The 19,609-nt window shown below is 39.2% G+C and carries 22 protein-coding genes; 19 read left to right on the top strand and 3 right to left on the bottom strand.

What is annotated here, in order from left to right:
• Window positions 1–38: 38 nt before the first annotated feature.
• Together E2R51_RS03510 and E2R51_RS03515 are read left to right on the top strand one after the other, a co-directional pair.
• On the top strand, window positions 39–983 hold the full coding sequence (locus E2R51_RS03510; RefSeq protein WP_133375639.1) for a thymidylate synthase: 945 nt from the start codon (window positions 39–41) through the stop codon (window positions 981–983).
• A gap of 15 nt (window positions 984–998) precedes the next feature.
• A complete protein-coding gene (locus tag E2R51_RS03515) occupies window positions 999–1,490 on the top strand; it encodes a dihydrofolate reductase (RefSeq protein ID WP_133375640.1) in 492 nt (163 codons plus the stop codon).
• 119 nt (window positions 1,491–1,609) lie between these two features.
• Here E2R51_RS03515 and trhA read toward each other — a convergent pair whose 3' ends face one another.
• Entirely contained in the window at window positions 1,610–2,245 is a 636-nt protein-coding gene (gene trhA / locus E2R51_RS03520) for a PAQR family membrane homeostasis protein TrhA (RefSeq protein ID WP_240732947.1), read from the bottom strand.
• Window positions 2,246–2,526: 281 nt separating this feature from the next.
• Here trhA and E2R51_RS03525 point away from each other — a divergent pair, with 281 nt between their 5' ends.
• The 13 genes from E2R51_RS03525 to E2R51_RS03585 all read left to right on the top strand — a co-directional run bounded on the left by E2R51_RS03525 (window position 2,527) and on the right by E2R51_RS03585 (window position 12,789).
• Complete coding sequence (locus tag E2R51_RS03525) at window positions 2,527–3,369, top strand: DegV family protein (protein ID WP_133375642.1); 843 nt, start codon at window positions 2,527–2,529, stop codon at window positions 3,367–3,369.
• 179 nt (window positions 3,370–3,548) lie between these two features.
• Window positions 3,549–4,346 carry an SGNH/GDSL hydrolase family protein gene (locus E2R51_RS03530; RefSeq protein ID WP_133375643.1) on the top strand — a complete coding sequence of 266 codons (798 nt, stop codon included), beginning with the start codon at window positions 3,549–3,551 and terminating at the stop codon, window positions 4,344–4,346.
• A 13-nt stretch (window positions 4,347–4,359) separates the two neighbouring features.
• A complete protein-coding gene (locus tag E2R51_RS03535; RefSeq protein WP_133375644.1) occupies window positions 4,360–4,938 on the top strand; it encodes a YpmS family protein in 579 nt (192 codons plus the stop codon).
• Between the two features lie 15 nt (window positions 4,939–4,953).
• A complete protein-coding gene (gene msrA / locus E2R51_RS03540; protein WP_133375645.1) occupies window positions 4,954–5,490 on the top strand; it encodes a peptide-methionine (S)-S-oxide reductase MsrA in 537 nt (178 codons plus the stop codon).
• 4 nt (window positions 5,491–5,494) lie between these two features.
• On the top strand, window positions 5,495–5,920 hold the full coding sequence (gene msrB / locus E2R51_RS03545; RefSeq protein WP_133375646.1) for a peptide-methionine (R)-S-oxide reductase MsrB: 426 nt from the start codon (window positions 5,495–5,497) through the stop codon (window positions 5,918–5,920).
• Window positions 5,921–6,003: 83 nt separating this feature from the next.
• Window positions 6,004–6,507: a PTS sugar transporter subunit IIA gene (locus E2R51_RS03550; protein WP_133375647.1), complete on the top strand. Its 504-nt coding sequence runs from the start codon at window positions 6,004–6,006 to the stop codon at window positions 6,505–6,507.
• Between the two features lie 205 nt (window positions 6,508–6,712).
• Entirely contained in the window at window positions 6,713–6,946 is a 234-nt protein-coding gene (locus E2R51_RS03555) for a YozE family protein (RefSeq protein WP_133375648.1), read from the top strand.
• Between the two features lie 151 nt (window positions 6,947–7,097).
• Window positions 7,098–7,865, top strand: a complete 768-nt coding sequence (locus E2R51_RS03560) for a sporulation protein (protein WP_133375649.1) — start codon at window positions 7,098–7,100, stop codon at window positions 7,863–7,865.
• Window positions 7,866–7,954: 89 nt separating this feature from the next.
• Window positions 7,955–8,656 (top strand): purine-nucleoside phosphorylase, encoded by a 702-nt coding sequence (gene deoD, locus E2R51_RS03565; protein ID WP_133375650.1) that lies wholly within the window; start codon window positions 7,955–7,957, stop codon window positions 8,654–8,656.
• A 185-nt stretch (window positions 8,657–8,841) separates the two neighbouring features.
• Window positions 8,842–10,389, top strand: a complete 1,548-nt coding sequence (locus E2R51_RS03570; protein WP_133375651.1) for a lmo1851 family serine protease — start codon at window positions 8,842–8,844, stop codon at window positions 10,387–10,389.
• Between the two features lie 80 nt (window positions 10,390–10,469).
• Window positions 10,470–11,411, top strand: coding sequence for a CobW family GTP-binding protein (locus E2R51_RS03575; protein WP_133375652.1), 942 nt, complete (start codon window positions 10,470–10,472; stop codon window positions 11,409–11,411).
• Complete coding sequence (locus tag E2R51_RS03580) at window positions 11,408–11,677, top strand: hypothetical protein (protein ID WP_133375653.1); 270 nt, start codon at window positions 11,408–11,410, stop codon at window positions 11,675–11,677. Before E2R51_RS03575 ends, E2R51_RS03580 begins: the two co-directional genes overlap by 4 nt.
• A 311-nt stretch (window positions 11,678–11,988) precedes the next feature.
• Window positions 11,989–12,789 (top strand): CAP domain-containing protein, encoded by an 801-nt coding sequence (locus E2R51_RS03585; RefSeq protein ID WP_133375654.1) that lies wholly within the window; start codon window positions 11,989–11,991, stop codon window positions 12,787–12,789.
• 52 nt (window positions 12,790–12,841) lie between these two features.
• Here the strand turns inward: E2R51_RS03585 and E2R51_RS03590 are convergent, their stop codons facing one another.
• Window positions 12,842–13,465, bottom strand: coding sequence for a glycerol-3-phosphate acyltransferase (locus E2R51_RS03590; protein WP_133375655.1), 624 nt, complete (start codon window positions 13,463–13,465; stop codon window positions 12,842–12,844).
• Window positions 13,466–13,585: 120 nt separating this feature from the next.
• Here E2R51_RS03590 and E2R51_RS03595 point away from each other — a divergent pair, with 120 nt between their 5' ends.
• The 4 genes from E2R51_RS03595 to E2R51_RS03610 all read left to right on the top strand — a co-directional run bounded on the left by E2R51_RS03595 (window position 13,586) and on the right by E2R51_RS03610 (window position 18,144).
• Window positions 13,586–15,097, top strand: a complete 1,512-nt coding sequence (locus tag E2R51_RS03595; protein ID WP_133375656.1) for a spore germination protein — start codon at window positions 13,586–13,588, stop codon at window positions 15,095–15,097.
• Window positions 15,081–16,175, top strand: a complete 1,095-nt coding sequence (locus E2R51_RS03600; RefSeq protein WP_133375657.1) for a GerAB/ArcD/ProY family transporter — start codon at window positions 15,081–15,083, stop codon at window positions 16,173–16,175. The genes E2R51_RS03595 and E2R51_RS03600 overlap by 17 nt, the downstream gene beginning before the upstream one ends.
• On the top strand, window positions 16,172–17,281 hold the full coding sequence (locus E2R51_RS03605; RefSeq protein WP_133375658.1) for a Ger(x)C family spore germination protein: 1,110 nt from the start codon (window positions 16,172–16,174) through the stop codon (window positions 17,279–17,281). The genes E2R51_RS03600 and E2R51_RS03605 overlap by 4 nt, the downstream gene beginning before the upstream one ends.
• A gap of 77 nt (window positions 17,282–17,358) precedes the next feature.
• Window positions 17,359–18,144: an SDR family oxidoreductase gene (locus tag E2R51_RS03610; protein ID WP_133375659.1), complete on the top strand. Its 786-nt coding sequence runs from the start codon at window positions 17,359–17,361 to the stop codon at window positions 18,142–18,144.
• 43 nt (window positions 18,145–18,187) lie between these two features.
• Here E2R51_RS03610 and E2R51_RS03615 read toward each other — a convergent pair whose 3' ends face one another.
• A complete protein-coding gene (locus E2R51_RS03615; RefSeq protein ID WP_133375660.1) occupies window positions 18,188–19,537 on the bottom strand; it encodes an MATE family efflux transporter in 1,350 nt (449 codons plus the stop codon).
• Window positions 19,538–19,609 lie beyond the last annotated feature (72 nt).

Consider the following 19,609-nt stretch of genomic DNA (forward strand, 5'->3'; position numbering starts at 1 on the left):
TACCTATAATGAAGTAGATAAGAAAGGCAGGGGTGAAAATGGAGCAATATTTAAACTTACTACATAAGGTGCTGGAACAGGGAACTGAAAAAAATGACCGTACCGGAACCGGCACAATCAGTTCATTCGGCCACCAGATGAAATTTGATCTATCCGAAGGTTTTCCAATGGTAACAACAAAAAGAGTTCCTTTTGGCCTGATTAAAAGTGAACTTTTATGGTTTTTAAAAGGCGATACAAATATCAAATATCTGCTGGATCATAATAATCACATATGGGATGAATGGGCATTTAAAAATTGGGTGGAAAGCGATGCTTATAATGGCCCGGATATGACGGATTTTGGCCTGCGAGCCCAAAATGACCCCGAATTTAAAGCAATATATGATGAGCAGATGAAAACATTCACCACCGCGATTACAAATGACCCTGAGTTTTCTGCATTATTTGGAGATTTGGGCAATGTTTACGGCAAGCAGTGGAGAGAATGGAAAAAATCCACCGGCGAAACGATCGATCAGTTATCTGAAGTTATTACTTCGATCAAACAGAACCCAGATTCCAGACGGCACATTGTATCAGCGTGGAATCCGGAAGACGTGCCAACGATGGCTTTGCCTCCCTGCCATACTCTTTTTCAGTTTTATGTAGCAGACGGTAAACTTTCCTGCCAGCTCTATCAAAGGAGCGGAGATTTGTTTCTGGGCATTCCTTTTAATATTGCCAGCTATGCGCTTCTGACTCATCTGGTTGCTAAAGAGTGCGATCTCAAACCAGGCACCTTTGTTCATACCATTGGAGATGCCCACATCTATACCAATCATCTCGAGCAGGTAAAAGAACAATTATCAAGATCGCCAAGAACTCTGCCAACTCTTTTGCTGGAAAATGGAGGAAAAGACATCTTTGAAACTGATGTATCAGACATCAAGCTGGAAAACTATAATCCGCATCCAGCGATTAAGGCACCAGTAGCCGTGTAAAGGAGCTGTAATAAATTGATTTCAATCATTGTTGCCCATGCCGATAATCGGGTCATCGGCTATCAGAATGATATGCCCTGGCATCTTCCAAAAGATTTGGCTTACTTTAAAGAAAAAACAATTGGCAAGACACTGCTAATGGGCAGGAAAACATTTGAAGCCATGAATGGTCCGCTAAAGAAGAGAACCAATATTGTGGTAACGTCGAATAAGCAATGGAATCACGAAGGAGCTGCAGTAGTATATTCTCTAGAAGAAGGGATAAAAATGCTGCAGAAGAAAGAAGAAGAAACCTTTGTGATTGGCGGAGGCAAAATTTATGAGGCTGCCATGAAATACGCTGACCGTTTATATATAACGGTTATCAACCTCAAAACGGACGGAGATACCGTATTTCCCGATTATCATACGTCAGACTGGAAAGAAATCTCTTCAGTAAAAGGCATCAAAGATGACAAAAATCCTTATGATTATTATTTCAAAATGTATGAACGGGCCAATAAATAATTAAAAAATACGGTAAATTAAACGAAGGATGCCCCTGCGAAAAAATTTCATCGCAAGGGCATTATTTGATATTATTTTCGTTTTCATCGTATGCATCATCGGGAAAAAATCGGTAGGTATTAAGCGTAAATTAATACACAGAAATACATAAAAGCACTGCCAGCGATGACAAATAAGTGCCATATTGCATGATTATAAGGGAGTTTTCTCCAAATATAAAATATAGCGCCAACTGAATAAAATAACCCTCCTGTAAATAGCAGGGCAAAGCCTGGTCCGGTCAATCCGTTGTATAAAGGAACGATGGCAATAATGATAAGCCAGCCCATTAATACATAAAACAGGGTTGCGATTACCTGATATCGGTCAACAAAGTAACATTTAAAGACGATGCCTGCAATAGCAAGGCCCCATACAATGCCAAAAATTGTCCAGCCCAACGTATCCCGTATCGTTATTAAAACAAATGGAGTATATGTTCCTGCTATTAGAAGATAGATCGCCGAATGATCCATAATCGCAAAGAATTTTTTTAATTTTACCTTTTGGACACTATGAAGCAGTGTGGAACAAAGGAAAAGAAGCAGCATAGTTGAACCAAATATGGTAAAACTGACTACATGCCAGGCAGTGCCTTTTTCAATTGCCACAAGGATAAGGAAAATGAGTGCTGGAATGCTGAGAATCAGACCAATGCCATGAGTGATTGCATTTGCTAATTCTTCTTTTGAATTTTTATAATCAAATGTATGCAAGGATTTCAACTCCTGCCCTCTGTTGGTCTAAATAAGAGAGATTATTTTCGTCTATTTATTGTATACAGACGAAACAATTAATGCAATTTAACTGGTCAATAATGATGTGATCATGTTTGAAATATGTGTTGCAATTAACAGATAAACCCTTTCATATCATACAAAGTTTGAAAATACATGACACTTGTCATAACTTTTCAAAGCAGCATAGTTACGGTTGGGAATGAGCCTGTGTAAATTGTATAATAATGATTAGCAACTGGATGATAGGATGTGTTTTTATGACGAAAGTTAAAATAGTGACAGATTCAACTGTAGATTTAAATGAGGATATTATTAAACAATATGACATTACAATCGTCCCTCTCACGCTTTCCATTGATGGGGAATCGTTTATTGACAGGGTTGAAATCTCCCCAAAAGAGTTTATGAAAAAAATGAGCGCAGCTAAAGAATTGCCGAAAAGTTCACAGCCTTCAGCAGGTTCGTTTAAAGAGGTTTATGATGAATTGGGCAAAGACGGCAGTTCAATTTTGTCCATTCACATGACTGGAAATATGAGCGGAACGGTTAGATCCGCACAAAGTGCAGCAGGTCTGACAGATTCTGAGGTCACTGTTGTGGATTCAAGATTTATTTCAAAAGCACTTTCATTTCAAGTGGTGGAAGCTGCTAAGATGGCACAGGAAGGCAGGGGCATTCAAGAGATCCTAACACGCGTGGAAGCGGTGAAAGAGGGCTCCCATCTTTTTGTAGTTGTGGATACATTGGAAAACCTGGTAAAAGGCGGGCGTATTGGAAAAGGAAGAGCCATGATTGGTTCACTCCTAAACATTAAGCCAATTGCTTCTCTTGCTAATGGAGAATATACACCGGTGTCAAAAGCCAGAAGCCACACCCAAGTTGTAAAATATCTGGTCAATCAGTTCACTTCAGATGTAAAAGGAAAAACGATTCAGGCAGTTGGCATTGTCCATGCAGATGGATTGAATCTTGCAGAGTCATTAAAAGAAAAAATCATTGAAAAATCAGGTTTTCAGCATGTTACCATTGAAGACACTACGCCAATCATTTCAACCCATACCGGCAAAGGAGCTATAGGCTTTATGTATCATGCTGAATAATGATCTTGATGTGGCCCTTCGCACAATATGCGGGGGGCATTTACTATTTTTTGTTAGTTATTCTAACCAGTTATTGATGAAGAATATAATACGTGGAGGGAATAAGCAGGGGAATGTTTTATCCTTCACCTCTAGTGATATAATAATACTATAGGAAGCGAAAGAGGGTGGGAAACCAGATGAAAATATTCTCAAGAATCAGTCTGATCGTGGTTTCATCTCTTCTTCTTGCCTCTTGCACAACATCTAACATGACCGAACAAGTTGAACGCACCTTTAATGTTGAGGATAAACCTATGCCTGACAACTCATTTTTACCTGCGGATGTTAATATCGTTTCTCTTGGAGATTCGCTCACAGCAGGAGTTGGGGATAGTAAGGAGCTGGGCGGATATGTTCCTCTTCTTGAAAAAAGCCTTGAAGATAAAGAAGAGTTTGGTGAAGTCACCATTGCCAACTACGGGAAACGAGGCAATCGTTCTGATCAATTGTTAAAACGTGTCAAGGAAGAAGAAGAAATCAGGTCTTCTATTAATGAAGCTGATTCAGTCATTATAACGGTTGGCGGAAATGATGTTATGAAAGTATTCAGGTCAAATTTTCCTTCATTGACGTTCGATGATTTTATAGCTGCTCAAGTTCAATTTGAAGAAAGACTTACGAATATATTTAGTGAAATTAGAACAATAAATCCGAATGCGTCCATTGTCCTGATGGGTATTTACAATCCTTTTATTATGCTGTCCTCGGATATAGAAGAAATGGGCGTTATTGTAAATGAGTGGAACGAAACAGCTGAATCCATTGCAGGTCAATGGGATAATACTGCTTTTGTTCAAATATCAGATATATTTAGTGAAACTGAGGAAAATTTACTTTACACTGACTACTTTCACCCAAACGATGCGGGATACAGGCTGATTGCTGGTCGTATTGAGCAGGGGCTGTTAACCGTCCTGGCTGATTCTGAAGAATAGAAAGAGGTTTCTTATGAAGAATAAATGGAAATTAGCATTTTGGTCTTTACTGGCAATAATTTTGATCCTTATGTTATTTGCAGCGTATCAATTGTTCAGACCGATTGATCAGAATTATCCCGTACAGTCGTCGCCCGATTCTCCTCCTGAATCACAGGCTGAATTTAACGTAACCACCACAAAAAATGATCTGACAATTGTAGCGAACAGGTTTATTGAGGAAGAGCTTAATGGTCAGATCAATTACTCTGTCACTTTAGATGATTTAGTTTCGTTAAATGGTTCACTGCCGGTTTTTAATTCTCAAATTGACTTTCAGATGACATTTGATGCTCAGGCAATGGAAAACGGCAATCTGTTATTGACTCAGGAAAGCCTATCACTGGGTGCCATTAATCTGCCAGTCGCGAATGTATTGAAGTTTATTGAAGACTCGTATAAGTTTCCCGAATGGGTAACGATCCAGCCAAATGATCAGGAAATTATTGTAGAAGTTACCAATATTGATCTGGCTGGCGGACTTAATGTAAAAACGAATCAATTTAATTTGCGTGAAGACGATATTTCATTTTCAATCTATGTACCACGCTAAGAGGAGGTAAAAAGCATGTCTAAACCAGGATATAAAAAAGCAACATTTGCAGGAGGATGTTTTTGGTGTATGGTTAAGCCCTTTGATCAGATGCCAGGAATAATGGAGGTAGTGTCCGGGTATACAGGCGGCCACACAGAAAATCCTTCTTATCAGGAGGTCTGCAGCGAAACGACCGGTCACCGGGAAGCCGTCCAGATTACATACGACCCTGCGGTTTTTACCTATGAGGATCTGGTTGAATTATTTTGGTCGCAGATCGATCCGACCGATGCAGGCGGACAATTTTTTGACCGGGGAGAATCATATAAAACCGCGATTTATTACCATGATGAAGAACAGAAAAATATTGCATTGACTTCGCGGCAGAAGCTGCAGGACAGCAATCGCTATCGCGGAGCAATTGTAACGGATATCTTTTCAGCAAAACCCTTTTACAAGGCCGAGGAGGAGCACCAGAATTATTACCAGAAGCACCCTATAAGGTATAATGCCTATTACAAGGGATCTGGAAGAGCCGATTGGATTAAAAATATGAAAGGTGTGAAGTAGACCTATGACCAGCAGCTTTGACAAAAGCAACCTGTCGAAAATTCAATTCGAAGTAACCCAAAACAACGGTACAGAGCCGCCTTTTCAAAACGAATACTGGGACAAGTTTAGTGATGGAATATATGTAGATGTTGTGTCTGGCAAACCTTTGTTCAGTTCTGCAGATAAATATGATGCTGGATGCGGTTGGCCAAGCTTCACAAAACCGATAACGGATGAGGAAGTATTGGAAAAAGAAGACAGAAGCCACTTTATGGTACGAACAGAAGTGAGAAGCCAAACATCTGATTCCCACCTTGGCCATGTGTTCAATGACGGGCCAGGTCCAGAAGGATTACGTTATTGCATTAACTCAGCAGCCATGAGGTTTATACCAAAAGAAAATCTTGAGCAGGAAGGGTACGGACTGTACCGTAAATTGTTTGATTGATCAGATTAAAATGTTGTATGCTAACTGTTCTGAGGTTTTAAACGATCAATATTCGTCTATATGTATAATGGGAGAGTGATACTATGTTAAAAAAATTATTCGGTAAAAAAGAAGAAGCACCTAAAGAAATTTCCGTATTTGCACCAATCAGCGGGAAATTGCTTACATTAGAGGAAGTGCCCGATCCTGTTTTTTCACAAAAAATGATGGGTGATGGGATCGCCATTGAACCTTCAGAAGGAAAAGTAGTTTCTCCAATTGAAGGGGAAGTACTTCAAGTGTTTCCTACCAAACATGCCATTGGACTAAAAGCACAAAATGGAGCAGAAATCCTGATCCATATTGGGCTTGAAACAGTTTCGATGCAGGGTGAAGGGTTCGAAACGCATATTTCAGAAGGATCAAAAGTAAAAGTGGGGGATCTCCTGGTAACTTTTGACCTTAATCTGGTTAAAGAAAAAGCAAAGAGCATTATCTCTCCAGTAATTATTACAAACGGAGATGACCTTGGAACCATTAGCAAAAAGACTGTTCAAACGACAACAGCCGGACAAGATGTTTTAATCGATATTACGGCCAAATCATAAAAAAAACGCGTGATCAGCTAATGATCACGCGTTTTTTTTATGAAATTTTATATTTTTTTGGCATCAAATATGTTGATAATTTACAAAAAATGTATGAGAAAATGAATTATTAATGACGGAGGAGCTTGAGGTATTGATGGAAAAAGGATAAAATCACTAGTGTTGATTCATAAATGTGGTATCTTTACTAGAAAGGAAGAGTTCGATGAAAAGGTCATTTTATCATTATGTTATGAAATATAGAGAACCAGAACCGAATTCAAGGGAAAGTGAACTTGCAAACTCGATGTATGACGATTTGGATTTCCCTAAAATGTCCGAGGATTATCATGAATTGAGCAATTATATCGAACTGACCGAAATATACTTTGATAAAATCTCAATATTTGATGACTTGTGGGAAGAGTATAGAATTAATATAAAACAGGAACTTATATAACGGAATGTAACTTAGTAGCAACTCCGAAAATTGACCAAATCAGCTGATGCAAAAGATACCATTTACTATTTAATTTCACAGATGATTTATATATTTCATTACTTAGTAGCAACTCCGAATGCAAAATCACCTTTACTGGGAGGATGGCTAAATGTCTTTAATTACAAAAGCACTGGCTACAATCGGGATTGGTTCATTAAAGATTGATACGAGACTATTGAGGCCTTCCTTCCGATGCGGGGAAGATGTAGAAGGAGTGGTTGTAATAAAAGGAGGGAACGTGGAGCAGGAAGTTGATACTATATACGTATCACTTCTGACGAATTTTATAAGGGAATCTAATGGAAAGTTATATCAGGATCTGGCGGTTATAGATCAGATTAAGCTGTCGGAACCATTTAATATCCTGCAAAATGAAATTTTCGAATTGCCATTTTCCTTTCAAATTCCTTTATCCACCCCAATAACGATGAATGATACGAAAGTTTGGGTGAAAACGGGGGCAGATATTAAAAAAGCAGTAGATCCTAAAGATATCGATTCGTTAACCATCAAACCTTCTTATTTTATGACTGAAATTTTAGAAATGGTTCTATCGTTAGGCTTTTCTTTAAGGACAACTCAGTGCATTGAAGCGCCTGCCCGTTTTCAAAGAAAACAGCGTTATATTCAGCAATTTGTATTTGATCCTCAAGGTGAACCTTTTACGAATAAACTGGATGATCTTGAAATTGTATTTATCGCAGAGTCGGAAGAAGTCTACGAGCTGTTAATTGAAATAGACCAAAAATCAGCCGAAACCGGCACAGCATCATTAGAAGATGGAGATGATGAATCAATCGTCAGAATGAGAATTCGGCAGGATGATGCATGTGATTTTAAAGCAAAATTACTTCAAATTATTGAACAATATACTTAACAAATTTTGTCCTGCGGAATAAGTTGAATTCGCTATCAAAACGCGCTACAATAGGTAAGCTAGAAGTGGAATTTAAGGAGGAAATAGTAGTGAGTATCCATATAGGAGCAAAAAAAGGCGATATCGCTGAAACCGTTTTATTACCAGGTGACCCATTACGTGCAAAGTATATTGCCGAGACTTTTTTAGAGGATGTAACCTGTTACAATGAAGTGCGCAATATGTTCGGTTACACAGGAACATACAAAGGAAAACGTATTTCTGTTCAAGGAACAGGGATGGGCGTGCCATCGATCTCTATTTACATAAATGAGCTGATGGAAGAGTATGGCGTACAAAATCTGATCCGCGTAGGCACTTGTGGAGCGATCCAGCAAGATGTAAAGGTGCGGGATGTTATTTTGGCAATGACAGCTTCTACTGATTCAAATATGAACCAGCGTACTTTTAAAGGAGTGGATTATGCACCAGCAGCAAACTTTAATTTGCTGAAGAATGCATATGATGCCGGAGTTGAAAAAGGATTAAACCTGCAAGTTGGAAACGTATTTACAGCAGACATCTTTTATGATGACAATGCTGAACATGAAAAATGGGCAAAGTATGGTATTTTGGCTGTAGAAATGGAAACTTCTGCACTTTATACACTTGCTGCAAAATATGGACGCAATGCTCTTTCCGTACTGACAGTTAGTGATCACATTTTAACCGGCGAAGCGACTTCTTCTGAAGAGCGCCAGCTGACATTCAATGATATGATCGTTGTAGCACTTGATGCTGCAATCGCATAATTGGAAAAGAGGGATTTGACTTTGATGTCAAATCCCTCTTTTTATGTCGGGGATCCAGTTCATTGATTAATAGTTTCGCCCTTTCCATACGATTACGCTTTTACTTACTGTTTAAAAACTGGTAAGATATAAGAGGTTATTAATAGAATAAAGATGATAGTGCTGACTTAGAAAGTGGTGAATCGATGGAAAAAGATCCAAAAGACCAGCAAAGCGATGGTCATGAACAAACTGCTAAAGAACAGGAAGTTGAAGAAGCCAAAGAAACGTTATCAAAGTATGTCAATATAAAGAAATTTCATTTTGTCATGCTGTTATTCCTGACTGTACTTGTGACGGCAGCTGTCTCTATTTTCGCCTTATCCTTTGGCGATGAGAAAGCAGTGACGGTAGGTGTTCCGGAACGGGCTGAATTTAATAAGCTGTACGAAGCCTACGATGCAATTAATGAGGATTACTTTGAAGATGTAAAAGATGAAGATCTTGTAAATGGAGCCATTAACGGCATGCTGGAGGCACTTGGTGATCCTTATTCTGACTATATGAATCAGGAAGAAGCTGCCCAGTTCAATGAAAACATTTCATCCAGCTTTCAGGGGATCGGCGCAGAGATTCAATCCTTAAATGGATTAATTACAGTTGTTTCCCCAATTAAAGGTTCACCTGCTGAACGGGCAGGCGTATTGCCAAACGATCAAATCGTTGCTGTGGATGATGAAAGCATTCAGGGAATGAGCGCTAACGAAGCTGTTTTATTAATTCGCGGGGAAAAAGGCAGTGATGTAAAACTGACGATTCAGCGCCCTGGTATGCAGGAAACAATGGATCTTAAAATTACGCGGGATGATATTCCAATCGACACTGTATACGCAGAAATGGATGATAATAAAGTAGCTAATATTCAAATCACAAGTTTTTCAGACCATACATTTGATGAACTAACAGCCGCTATAGAGGAGATGCAATCACAAGGGATGAAGGCCATGGTTTTAGATATGAGACAAAACCCGGGTGGGCTTTTGCCTCAGGCAATTTCAATTGCCAATCTTTTCGTTCCAGAGGGCGAAACGATTGTACAAATTGAAGAAAGCAGCGGAGATAAACAGGTAATTACAGCAGAAGGCGGGGAAAAAATTGATATCCCGGTTGCTGTGCTTATTGACGAAGGAAGTGCAAGTGCTTCTGAAATCGTTGCAGGAGCTGTAAATGAAACGACTGATATTCCATTAATCGGTCAAACAAGCTTTGGTAAAGGAACAGTTCAAACGGCAGAAGAATTCAGCGACAAGTCAAACATGAAAATTACAACAGCCCGCTGGCTGACACCGGAAGGCAACTGGATTCATGAAGATGGAATCAAGCCGGATACCGAAGTGAGCCTGCCTGAATATGCTTCACTGCCGTTTCTGGAAGTAGAAGTCGACCTTGAAGAGTCTATGCTGTCTGAACAAGTAAAAACAGCAGAACAGATGCTCAAGGCACTCGGCCTTAACCCTGGAAATGTAGATGGGTTATTTGATGGAGAAACCGTAACAGCAGTTCAAAGCTTTCAAGAAGACAATGACCTTGAGTCAACCGGGGTTATAGATGAGGAAACAGCTGCATTATTAATGACTTCATTACGGGAAGAACTTGAGAAAAACGATCCGCAAGTAAAAGCTGCAGTCAAATATCTTATCAAAGAAGCTGACATTAATGAAGCTGATGATGAACCTGAAGATGATGCAGCATAAAAGAAACCAGCGCATGCATGCGCTGGTTTTTTAATGACCGGTTTTAAAACTGTGTGAATGTGGAAGGGAGTAATATGAAAATGCAGAATCAAAAAAAGGAAGTTTATATTTTATCCGGTTTCCTCGGAAGCGGAAAAACAAGTCTATTAAAGCAAATGATTAAAATACAAAAGATCAATGATAAAGTACCAGCCGTGCTGATGAATGAAATTGGGAAGGTTTCCATTGATTCGGCCTCGGTGGATGAGGATCTTCCCTTAAAGGAGCTTTTGGACGGCTGTATTTGCTGTTCGATTCAAGATAAGCTTGAGTCCCAGCTGCAGGATCTTTTGTGGAACGAAACGTTTGATTCCCTGCTGATTGAAACAACAGGAGCTGCACACCCGGTGGAAGTAGTTGACGCAATCATGTCTCCGATGTTTGCAGACAGCCTGGAATTTAAGGGAATCATCACGGTGGTAGATGCCGTTCAATGGATTAACAGACGTGAACTTCCTCCGCAAATTCTTCAGCTTCTTCGCGAACAAATAAAACACGCCGGCATTTTGCTTCTTAACAAAATTGATCTAATAAATGAAATGCAGCAGGGAAACGCAATCGGAGAGCTGCAGTCCATTAACGCACATGCAAACATAGTCATGACAAACTGGGCTAAAATTAATCCTGATATTTTAAATTCAATTCATTTTGTGTCCAAAGAAGAAACTCAAAAAATGAGAATTGACCAGGAATTAAATATCCAGGCGCTCGTTTACACCTTTGAACAGGAGGTAAACCAGCTCGAATTTGAAAACTGGATGAGAACTTTACCCGAAACGGTTTATCGAATGAAAGGCTATATTCCTTTTTCACATGAAAAGTATCCAATGCTGTTTCAGTACTCATTTGGTATGCCTATTTATTTATCAGAGGATATACGGATGCCAAAAAACCTTGTGATCATTGGAGAAGGGCTTTCAAAACAAACTATTTTCAGTGAGCTGAATAAACTGGAGAAAAATAAGGAAAGTGAAGAAAAGTGACCTTTTCCGATCAACAACTGTTACATGCATATAAATCTTTATGGAAGGAACGCTCAATTCCCTCTGAACAATCCCCTGCGGAGACACTTTCAGCAGCTGTAAAAAAAGAATTAAAGGATGAGCTTACCCATCCTCGGTTAAGGAAATCTCCTTCGGAAAAATTATATTTGGCTTTCGATCGAATTGTCCATTCTTCTTTAACCGAGAAGGAAAAAGCTAACTTACTGCATTTTTACGCCTTATTGTATAAAAATATTAATGAATAAATTGTTACATTTTAGACATATTTGTAACGATATATTGCTAGTTTTAAACATGTCAACAGTAAATTTTCGTCAATAATTAGAAAAGACTACAAGCCAAATCCTTATTTATCAATTAAAAACTTTAAAGTAAAATTAAGGTAAACTCTTTTGTGGCAATGGATTAGGCGCATGATTTGCGCGGTTGCAGCCTTACCTTGTAAGTTGTAACCGTAAAGTTTAATTTCTCCCAATAATATCCTTCATTATGACAAAAAAAGAATGATAGGATAAGAGTGTCGAAAAGACAACCACTCAAAAGGAGGAAGTTAACTATGAAAGGTAAATCACTTATTATTTCAGGAGCAGCAGCATTCGCACTTCTTATTTCTCCAGCTGCTAATACTCAGGCATCATCAGGTGATGCTCAACCACAAATTCAAAAACAACAAAATATAGAATGGGCGGCAGATTGTCTTGCTCAAGGTCAATTCAACAAAGGTGAGATGGAAAAGGTTACAGCAGAGCTGAAGAAATATAATATTGATATCAATGAACTAAAAGAACAAGCTCTTGCTCAAGCTGCACCTCAGCAGAAGGAAGCTGCTGCTAAAGCACCAGAAAAAGCACAAGAAGAAGCACCACAGCCTAAGGAAGAAGCTCAGGCAGCACAGCCTAAAGAAGAAACACAGCCAGCTCAAGCTCAAGAGCAGGAAGTAAAAGAAAATGACACTGCAGAAAAGCAAGATGCATCTGATGTATCCAACTTTGAACAGCAAGTTGTTGAACTGACAAATGCTGAACGCGCTAAAGAAGGGCTGCCTGCACTGGAACTAGATACAGAGCTTAGTAAAGTAGCAAAAGATAAGTCTGCTGATATGCAGGAAAACAATTACTTTTCACACACAAGCCCAACGCACGGTTCACCATTTGATATGATGAAATCATACGGGATTGACTACAGCAGTGCCGGTGAAAATATTGCAATGGGACAAGCTTCACCTGAAGAAGTGGTTGAAGCATGGATGAACAGTGAAGGCCATAGAAAAAATATCATGAGCTCTTCATACACACACATTGGTGTGGGACATGTAGAGAACGGTAACTACTGGACTCAAATGTTCATCAGCAAATAATTTAATATAAACAATTCATTCACAAAAGGCAGCCAAATCATTGGCTGCCTTTTTAACTTGCTTTTTTACTGATTAAACTCGACAAGCGGGTTTCTTCCTTATTTTTCAATCGTTTAAAATTTTCAATATGTTTAATGCTGCTGATCAGCCATACCACACCTACTGCTGTAATAGGTACTGTGCTGTATGCAAAGAAAATGGTTAATAAGAAAAAGGATGCATACATAGCTAATACACCGAGAACAAGATAATCAGTTGCAAAAGTGACGATCAATAATAATGAAATCGAGATAAGTGCTATTTTCCAATCGAGCACAAGCAGAATACCAACAATGGATGCAGTCCCTTTTCCTCCGTTGAATCTCATTTGCAGAGGAAAGATATGACCAATAATAACAAATAATGCATTAACAAATAATAAAGCAGTCAGCGTATCAGGAGTAAAAGAGTCTGTTAATAAAGTCCTAATGAGGAAAACAGATGCCATCCCCTTGCCAATGTCAATGAGTGCTACAAGAACGCCATATTTCCAGCCAAGTACGATCGTTGCATTAGAAGCGCCAGCATTTTTTACACCACTTTCCTTCAGATTGATTTTTTTCATGAAACCAACCAGCTGAGAGCCATGAAGACAGCCGAATAGATAACCTGTCAAGCTAATGAGTAGTAACGTCATGAAAAGTCCCCTTTCAACTATCCATTATTCAATCAATAATTAATTATTGCAATACTATTTTGCATGAAATGGATAAATATTCTCCATACTAGGTGTATGCATGAACGGAGGTGTTGACCAATGGAAAAAGATAACAAAACCAATACCCATAACCCGGATAAAAAAGTTTGTGAATTTGATTCGTTAGACGACCTGTTTAGTGATGTATCTTTTTTTCTTGGCAACACGCAGGATTTTATCAGGCGTTCAATTTCCTATGACGACGGCGAAGCTGTTTGTATGTATATTCAGAACTTATTAAACAGCAATAAACTTGAACAGGCAATTGAATGGTTTCAGCGCTCCATGTGGGCGGTGGGTGACGTTACTCATACCGTCAATTTTAAATATGTATCAGAAACAGAAACCATTAATGATATTGGCTTGAGAATTATAAAAGCAGAAGCCCTCCTATGGGCAAAAAAAGATGGCAAATGGCTGGGAGTCTCGATAGAATGTCCGGTTGAGCACTACCGTGCAATTGAAGAACCTAAAAATGAACAAATAGTCAGAGGGTCTCATGCTGGATTTAATGAAAGCTTATTTACCAATATTCATCAGGTCCGAACAAAGCTTCGGACAAAACATTTAGTTGTTCGGTACTTAACGATAGGAAAAGAATCAAATACATCCTGTGTAATTATGTACTTGGATAACGTTGCCAATCAAATGAATGTAGAAGAATACATAATGCGTGTTCAGGCAATAGAAAGCGATATGGCTTTTAGTATTGGCTATATGGAGGAATTTATTGAAGACGACAGCTGGTCGCCTTTTCCGCAATTTTTAAATACTGAAAGACCGGATCGTGTAGTCGCGAATTTAAGCGAAGGAAGAATTGCGCTGATGATGGAAGGGTCTCCTACCGCATTATTAGCACCGGTAAACTTTTTTTCGTTTTATCAGTCGCCTGATGATTTTAATGGGCGGTTTTTAGTAGGTTCCTTTTACCGGCTGCTGCGTTTAGGAAGTTTTCTGATAGCGCTTTTATTGCCTGCTCTTTATATTGCCATCATAAGTTTTCATTTTGAAATTATCCCAAATGATTTATCCCTGCCGGCTAAACGCGCGGTTGAAGGGATACCGTATGTTCCTTTGCTAGAAGCTCTGGTGCTTGAACTGACAATTGAGCTGATAAGAGAAGCCGGGATTAGACTTCCCAATCCAATTGGTCAAACGATTGGTATTGTTGGGGGGCTTGTTATTGGAGATGCGGTAGTAAATGCAGGCCTTATCTCCAATCTAATGATTATCGTAGTAGCGCTTACGGCAATATCTTCTTTTGTCGTTCCATCCGTTGAAATGAATACGACAGTAAGAATTTTGCGATTCCCGTTTATGGTGCTTGCTTCGATGTTTGGATTATTTGGTATTGCAATTGGAGCAACACTGCTAACCATACATTTAATTAAACTTGAATCGCTCCGATCTCCTTATTTGTCTCCTTTAGCTCCATTTCATTGGAAAGGGGCAAAGGATTTATTCGTTCGCTTGCCATCCTGGAAGCAAAATACCCGCTCCGCTGATGCCAGTCCGATAAACAAAAAACGACAAGGAAACAGCAGGTGGTGGACTCATGAACGCGAAAAATGAAATTACAGGCATGCAGCTCTTTTTCATTATTGTGCAAACACAAATAGGTGTTGGAATTCTGTCTATGCCTACAGATATTGGAAAGATTGCGAAACAGGATGCCTGGATCTCAATGATGCTGGCAGGAATAACTGTACAAATCATCGTGCTGTTGTATATGTTTCTGCTTTCAAAATTTCCAGAAGACACCTACTATGGCATGGTCAATAAATGTTTTGGTTCGATTTTCGGGAAGCTGATCATGTTTGCTTATATTATCTATTTTCTATCAGTATTAGTCGTCTCGATGACCGGCTTTTACCAAATCATTGCAAGCTGGATTTTTTTTGAAACACCAAAATGGGTAATCTTATTGCTGTTTGCTGTTCCTGCTGTTTATATGGCCAGAGAAAATGTTGTCCTTCTGGCCCGTTTTAAAATGCTCATTTCATTTTTACTGCCGCTGCTGTTTGTGATTTTGTCATGGGTTTATTTTCATCCACAATTTTTATACCTGCTTCCTGTAGGAGGGACAGGCACACAAGCAATTTTAGAAGGAATAAAACCTGCTATTTTTGCCCTGATGGGTTTTGAAGCATATTTGTTTTTTGGCTATTATGTCAAAATGAATAGAAAAAAAGAGCTGAGAAAAGCAGCATTTGCTACAGCTTTTGTAACTTCATTTTATGTATTTACCATCATCACCACACAGGTTTTTTTCTATATAGAAGAACTGATTATTGTGCCGTATCCCGTTCTTTATATAATGAAAGCGCTGGAATTCACCCTGCTTGAAAGAATTGATTTAATATTTCTCACAATTTGGATGATTATCGCCCTATCATCCTTTATCAGTTTTTTATTTCTGGCCGCAAATACGCTGGAGCAATTTTTTTCAAAAGGCAAACATACGCTTATGGTTTACATTTCGATTGTGATATCCTATATCGCCGCTCTGTTGCCAACTTCTATATCCTCTATGGATAAATTGACGAGTATATTGCTGTCAACTTCGCTGGTCTTTACAGCAGCGATCCCTTTAATAACATTATTATTGTCTTTCATCCGAAAATTACCGGGAAAGGATATTAAATCATGAAAAAGCGATTTGGTTTGATATTATGCTGTTCTACTTTGCTTCTTTCTTCATGCTGGGATGAGCGATTGCTGAAAGAAATCCAGCTTGTGTTTACGGTGGGCTATGATCAAACGGAAAATGGAGAGGTGGCGGTTACATCCGTCGTTCCCCCTGTTAATCCTGATATCAAAGATAATAAAAATATCAATATTTATAAGACTGGGCATACTCTTCGTGATGCAAGGTATAAGGCGGACTTAAATGTTTCTGAACACCTAGATTACAGCAAGCTGCAAATGATGCTTTTGGGAGAAGAACTGGCAAAAGAAGATATCTATTCTTTCTTGGACGTAGTGTACCGGAATGCCGCCAATAATCTGAGCTCACGATTGGCGGTTGTGGAAGGGGAAGCAACAGAACTTCTTTATCATCCGCTCAGAACGCAATTTGATATATCACAATATTATGCAAATATTATTGAAAGCTCTGAACTGGTCGGTGTTTTACCCAAGATTAGCCTTCAAACAGCATGTACGCTGATGTTTGATCCTGGCGGGGACTTGTATCTTCCTTATTTAACGTACAATGAGGAAATGGCAAGAGCTGAAGTGAGCGGGATTGCTTTGTTTAATGGGCGCAAGTACACAGGCACCTACTTAACAGCTGAACAGGGGACGCTTTTTAATGTACTGATGGATAATACGGAAGGTTCAGTCAGAATGACTAAAAAGTATACGGAAGATAAACAGCCAGAAGTGGCAAATTACATGACTGTTGAGATTCCCAACGCAGATGTATCCATTAAGGTTAAAGATGATGCATTATTGACAACATCCATTAAAGTAAAATTGAAGATCGTTGTGACTGAATATGCGCCAAATAATATTGTCGGTAAAGAAAAAATAAAAAAAATCGAGAAGTGGTGGGAAGAGGAATTAAAGAAGGATACGCTTGAATTAACTCAAATCATGCAAGAAGCCAAATCTGACGGACTCGCTATCGGCCGCAGAGTTGCTGCTTTTCATCCAAAACGCTGGAACGAAAAAGAATGGAAAAATCAATTTGCTAATATCCCGTTTGAAGTTGACTATGATGTAGAATTAACAGGTACCGGCATCATTGATTAATTTGTTTTGGGTTCGAAGTTGCATTTATCTCTGTTTCATTCATACTTAAGTCATCAAGGAAGATGGAGAGGATATGAGTGAGAAAAACCGTACTGATAACCGGCGGCGTAAAAGGGATTGGACGCAATGTTTGCAAAGAATTTGCGCAGCAAGACGTTAATTTAATTATTAATTACAGAAGTGATAAAAGGGCAGCAGAAGCATTTGTTAAAGAGCTCAGCCAATTTAAATCGTCAAACCAAAGGAAAATTATTGCTGTTCAGGCAGATGTCTCGATTCCGGAAGAATGTTCAAAGATCTCAGATGTTCTGAAAAAAAATGACCTTCACTCAGTTGATATTCTCATTCACAATGCAGGTCCTTTTATTAAAGAACGAAAACGGATGGCTGAATATACACTTGAGGAATGGAACAAGATAATGAATGGCAATTTAAGTGCTGTTTTTTGTTTATCCAAGCTGGTTATTCCTATGATGAGAAACAATAAATGGGGACGGATTATCACCTATGGGTTTGACCGGGTGGAAACAGCTCCCGGATGGATGTACCGTTCTGTGTTTGCAGCTGCAAAAAGCGGTGCTGCATCCTTAACCAAAACACTGGCGCTCGAAGAAGCAGAACATGGAATAACCGTAAACATGGTTTGTCCCGGAGATATTATAGGAGAGTGGAAGGAACGGACGATTTCTGATGCGATTGGAAAAGAGGATCCTGACAATCCAATAGGAAGACCGGGAACAGGGGAAGACATTGCAAGGATGATCCTGTTTTTGTGTGACCCGGCTTCTGACTTTATCACAGGATCGGTCGTTCCCATAACAGGGGGGAAAGATGTTCTTGGTAAAGTTTACAGGCAGCAATAAAAAAAGCTCCATCGCCTTAATCAGGTGAGGGAGCTTTTTTTGTTTATACGGTTTCTTTTTTCTTTTGAATTTTAATTAATCGGATGGAGAGCGTAACGGCTCCTGCTGTCAAACCTGCAATTAATCCAACCCAGTAGCCAAAGTACTCAAGGCTTGTCCAGTTAGCCAACAGATAACCGCTGGGAAGCCCGATAACCCAATACGAAATCATAGTCATAATCAGTGTGATGTTCACATCCTTATAACCTCTTAATATTCCCTGCACCGGCGCCTGGATCGCATCGGATAACTGGAATAAAACAGCAAAAAATAAAAATTGAACGGTTAAGTCAACGACCGCCGGATCATTTACATAAATAGAGGCAATCGGTTCTCTAAAAAAGAATACGATAATTCCCAGCAATGAAGAAATGGACGCAGCGATGCCTACACCCATCCAGCTGTACTGTTTAGCATCCCTCATCCGGCCTGCACCCACTTCAAAGCCAACTACGATGGTTAAAGCCATTGCAATGCTGAGTGGGATCATATAAAGAAAGGAGGAAAAATTAATTGCAGCCTGATGGGCGGCAATGACTTCAGTCGAGTAATTGCTCATCAGGAGTGTTACTGCCGAAAAAATGCTTGTCTCAAAAAAGATCGAAAAACCGATTGGAATACCGATAATAAGGATTTCCTTCCACTTTGCGAACGACACGCCATACCATTTGCTGAAAATCTGGTAGCTCTTAAACGGTCGGTTTCGATGGATGATGACAATGGAAATGATGGCGATCAGCCAATACGTAATAGCAGAGGCTACCCCGGCACCAACTCCTCCTAATGCGGGCAGGCCAAGTTTTCCAAAAATCAACAGATAGTTAAACAATACGTTTAAAGGCAGTGACATTAGCGTGATAAACATAGAAACCCGTGTAAGGCCGAGTGCATCTATAAACGATCGTAGAACGTTATAAATAAATAAAGGAACGATCCCAAACGATAAAGCAATCAAATAATATTTGGCTATTCTCCTGACCTCAGGATCAATATTCATTGCATTTAAGATTGGAGAGAGGATTAATGATCCGATGATTACGATTGCTAAAGCCATAATAATTGCCACATAAACGCCTTGGATAACCGATAAGGGGACGTCTTTTTCTTTTTTTGCACCAACAAGCTGTGCTACGATTGGTGTAATGGATAACAGAATTCCAGATAGCCCTGTAAAAACGGGCAGCCACAGCGATGAACCAATTGCTACCCCGGCAAGATCAGTTGTAGAAAACTGCCCCGACATAATGGTATCAAAAAAGTTCATTGCGAATAGGCCAAGCTGAGTAACCAGAATTGGAATTAGAATGATGGATAGCTGTTTTATTTTTCCCCGGATCGTATAAGTTTGATCCATATTACCACTGCTTTCTTTTGTAAGTAGTTCTAGATTCAAAATAGCATTATATCACAAAAATGAATATTAAGG

It is taken from the genome of Jeotgalibacillus sp. S-D1, from assembly GCF_004358665.1.
GTDB lineage: Bacteria > Bacillota > Bacilli > Bacillales > Jeotgalibacillaceae > Jeotgalibacillus.

Excerpts from the sequence above, each read along its gene's own strand:
- E2R51_RS03525 (WP_133375642.1), top strand. The coding sequence starts at position 2,527 with ATGACGAAAGTTAAAATAGTGACAGATTCAACTGTAGATTTAAATGAG.
- E2R51_RS03510 (WP_133375639.1), top strand. The coding sequence starts at position 39 with ATGGAGCAATATTTAAACTTACTACATAAGGTGCTGGAACAGGGAACT.
- msrA (WP_133375645.1), top strand. The coding sequence starts at position 4,954 with ATGTCTAAACCAGGATATAAAAAAGCAACATTTGCAGGAGGATGTTTT.
- E2R51_RS03560 (WP_133375649.1), top strand. The coding sequence starts at position 7,098 with ATGTCTTTAATTACAAAAGCACTGGCTACAATCGGGATTGGTTCATTA.
- E2R51_RS03555 (WP_133375648.1), top strand. The coding sequence starts at position 6,713 with ATGAAAAGGTCATTTTATCATTATGTTATGAAATATAGAGAACCAGAA.
- E2R51_RS03550 (WP_133375647.1), top strand. The coding sequence starts at position 6,004 with ATGTTAAAAAAATTATTCGGTAAAAAAGAAGAAGCACCTAAAGAAATT.
- E2R51_RS03590 (WP_133375655.1), bottom strand. The coding sequence starts at position 13,465 with ATGACGTTACTACTCATTAGCTTGACAGGTTATCTATTCGGCTGTCTT.
- E2R51_RS03570 (WP_133375651.1), top strand. The coding sequence starts at position 8,842 with ATGGAAAAAGATCCAAAAGACCAGCAAAGCGATGGTCATGAACAAACT.
- E2R51_RS03585 (WP_133375654.1), top strand. The coding sequence starts at position 11,989 with ATGAAAGGTAAATCACTTATTATTTCAGGAGCAGCAGCATTCGCACTT.
- E2R51_RS03535 (WP_133375644.1), top strand. The coding sequence starts at position 4,360 with ATGAAGAATAAATGGAAATTAGCATTTTGGTCTTTACTGGCAATAATT.
- E2R51_RS03595 (WP_133375656.1), top strand. The coding sequence starts at position 13,586 with ATGGAAAAAGATAACAAAACCAATACCCATAACCCGGATAAAAAAGTT.
- E2R51_RS03605 (WP_133375658.1), top strand. The coding sequence starts at position 16,172 with ATGAAAAAGCGATTTGGTTTGATATTATGCTGTTCTACTTTGCTTCTT.
- E2R51_RS03530 (WP_133375643.1), top strand. The coding sequence starts at position 3,549 with ATGAAAATATTCTCAAGAATCAGTCTGATCGTGGTTTCATCTCTTCTT.
- msrB (WP_133375646.1), top strand. The coding sequence starts at position 5,495 with ATGACCAGCAGCTTTGACAAAAGCAACCTGTCGAAAATTCAATTCGAA.
- E2R51_RS03575 (WP_133375652.1), top strand. The coding sequence starts at position 10,470 with ATGCAGAATCAAAAAAAGGAAGTTTATATTTTATCCGGTTTCCTCGGA.
- E2R51_RS03615 (WP_133375660.1), bottom strand. The coding sequence starts at position 19,537 with ATGGATCAAACTTATACGATCCGGGGAAAAATAAAACAGCTATCCATC.
- E2R51_RS03600 (WP_133375657.1), top strand. The coding sequence starts at position 15,081 with ATGAACGCGAAAAATGAAATTACAGGCATGCAGCTCTTTTTCATTATT.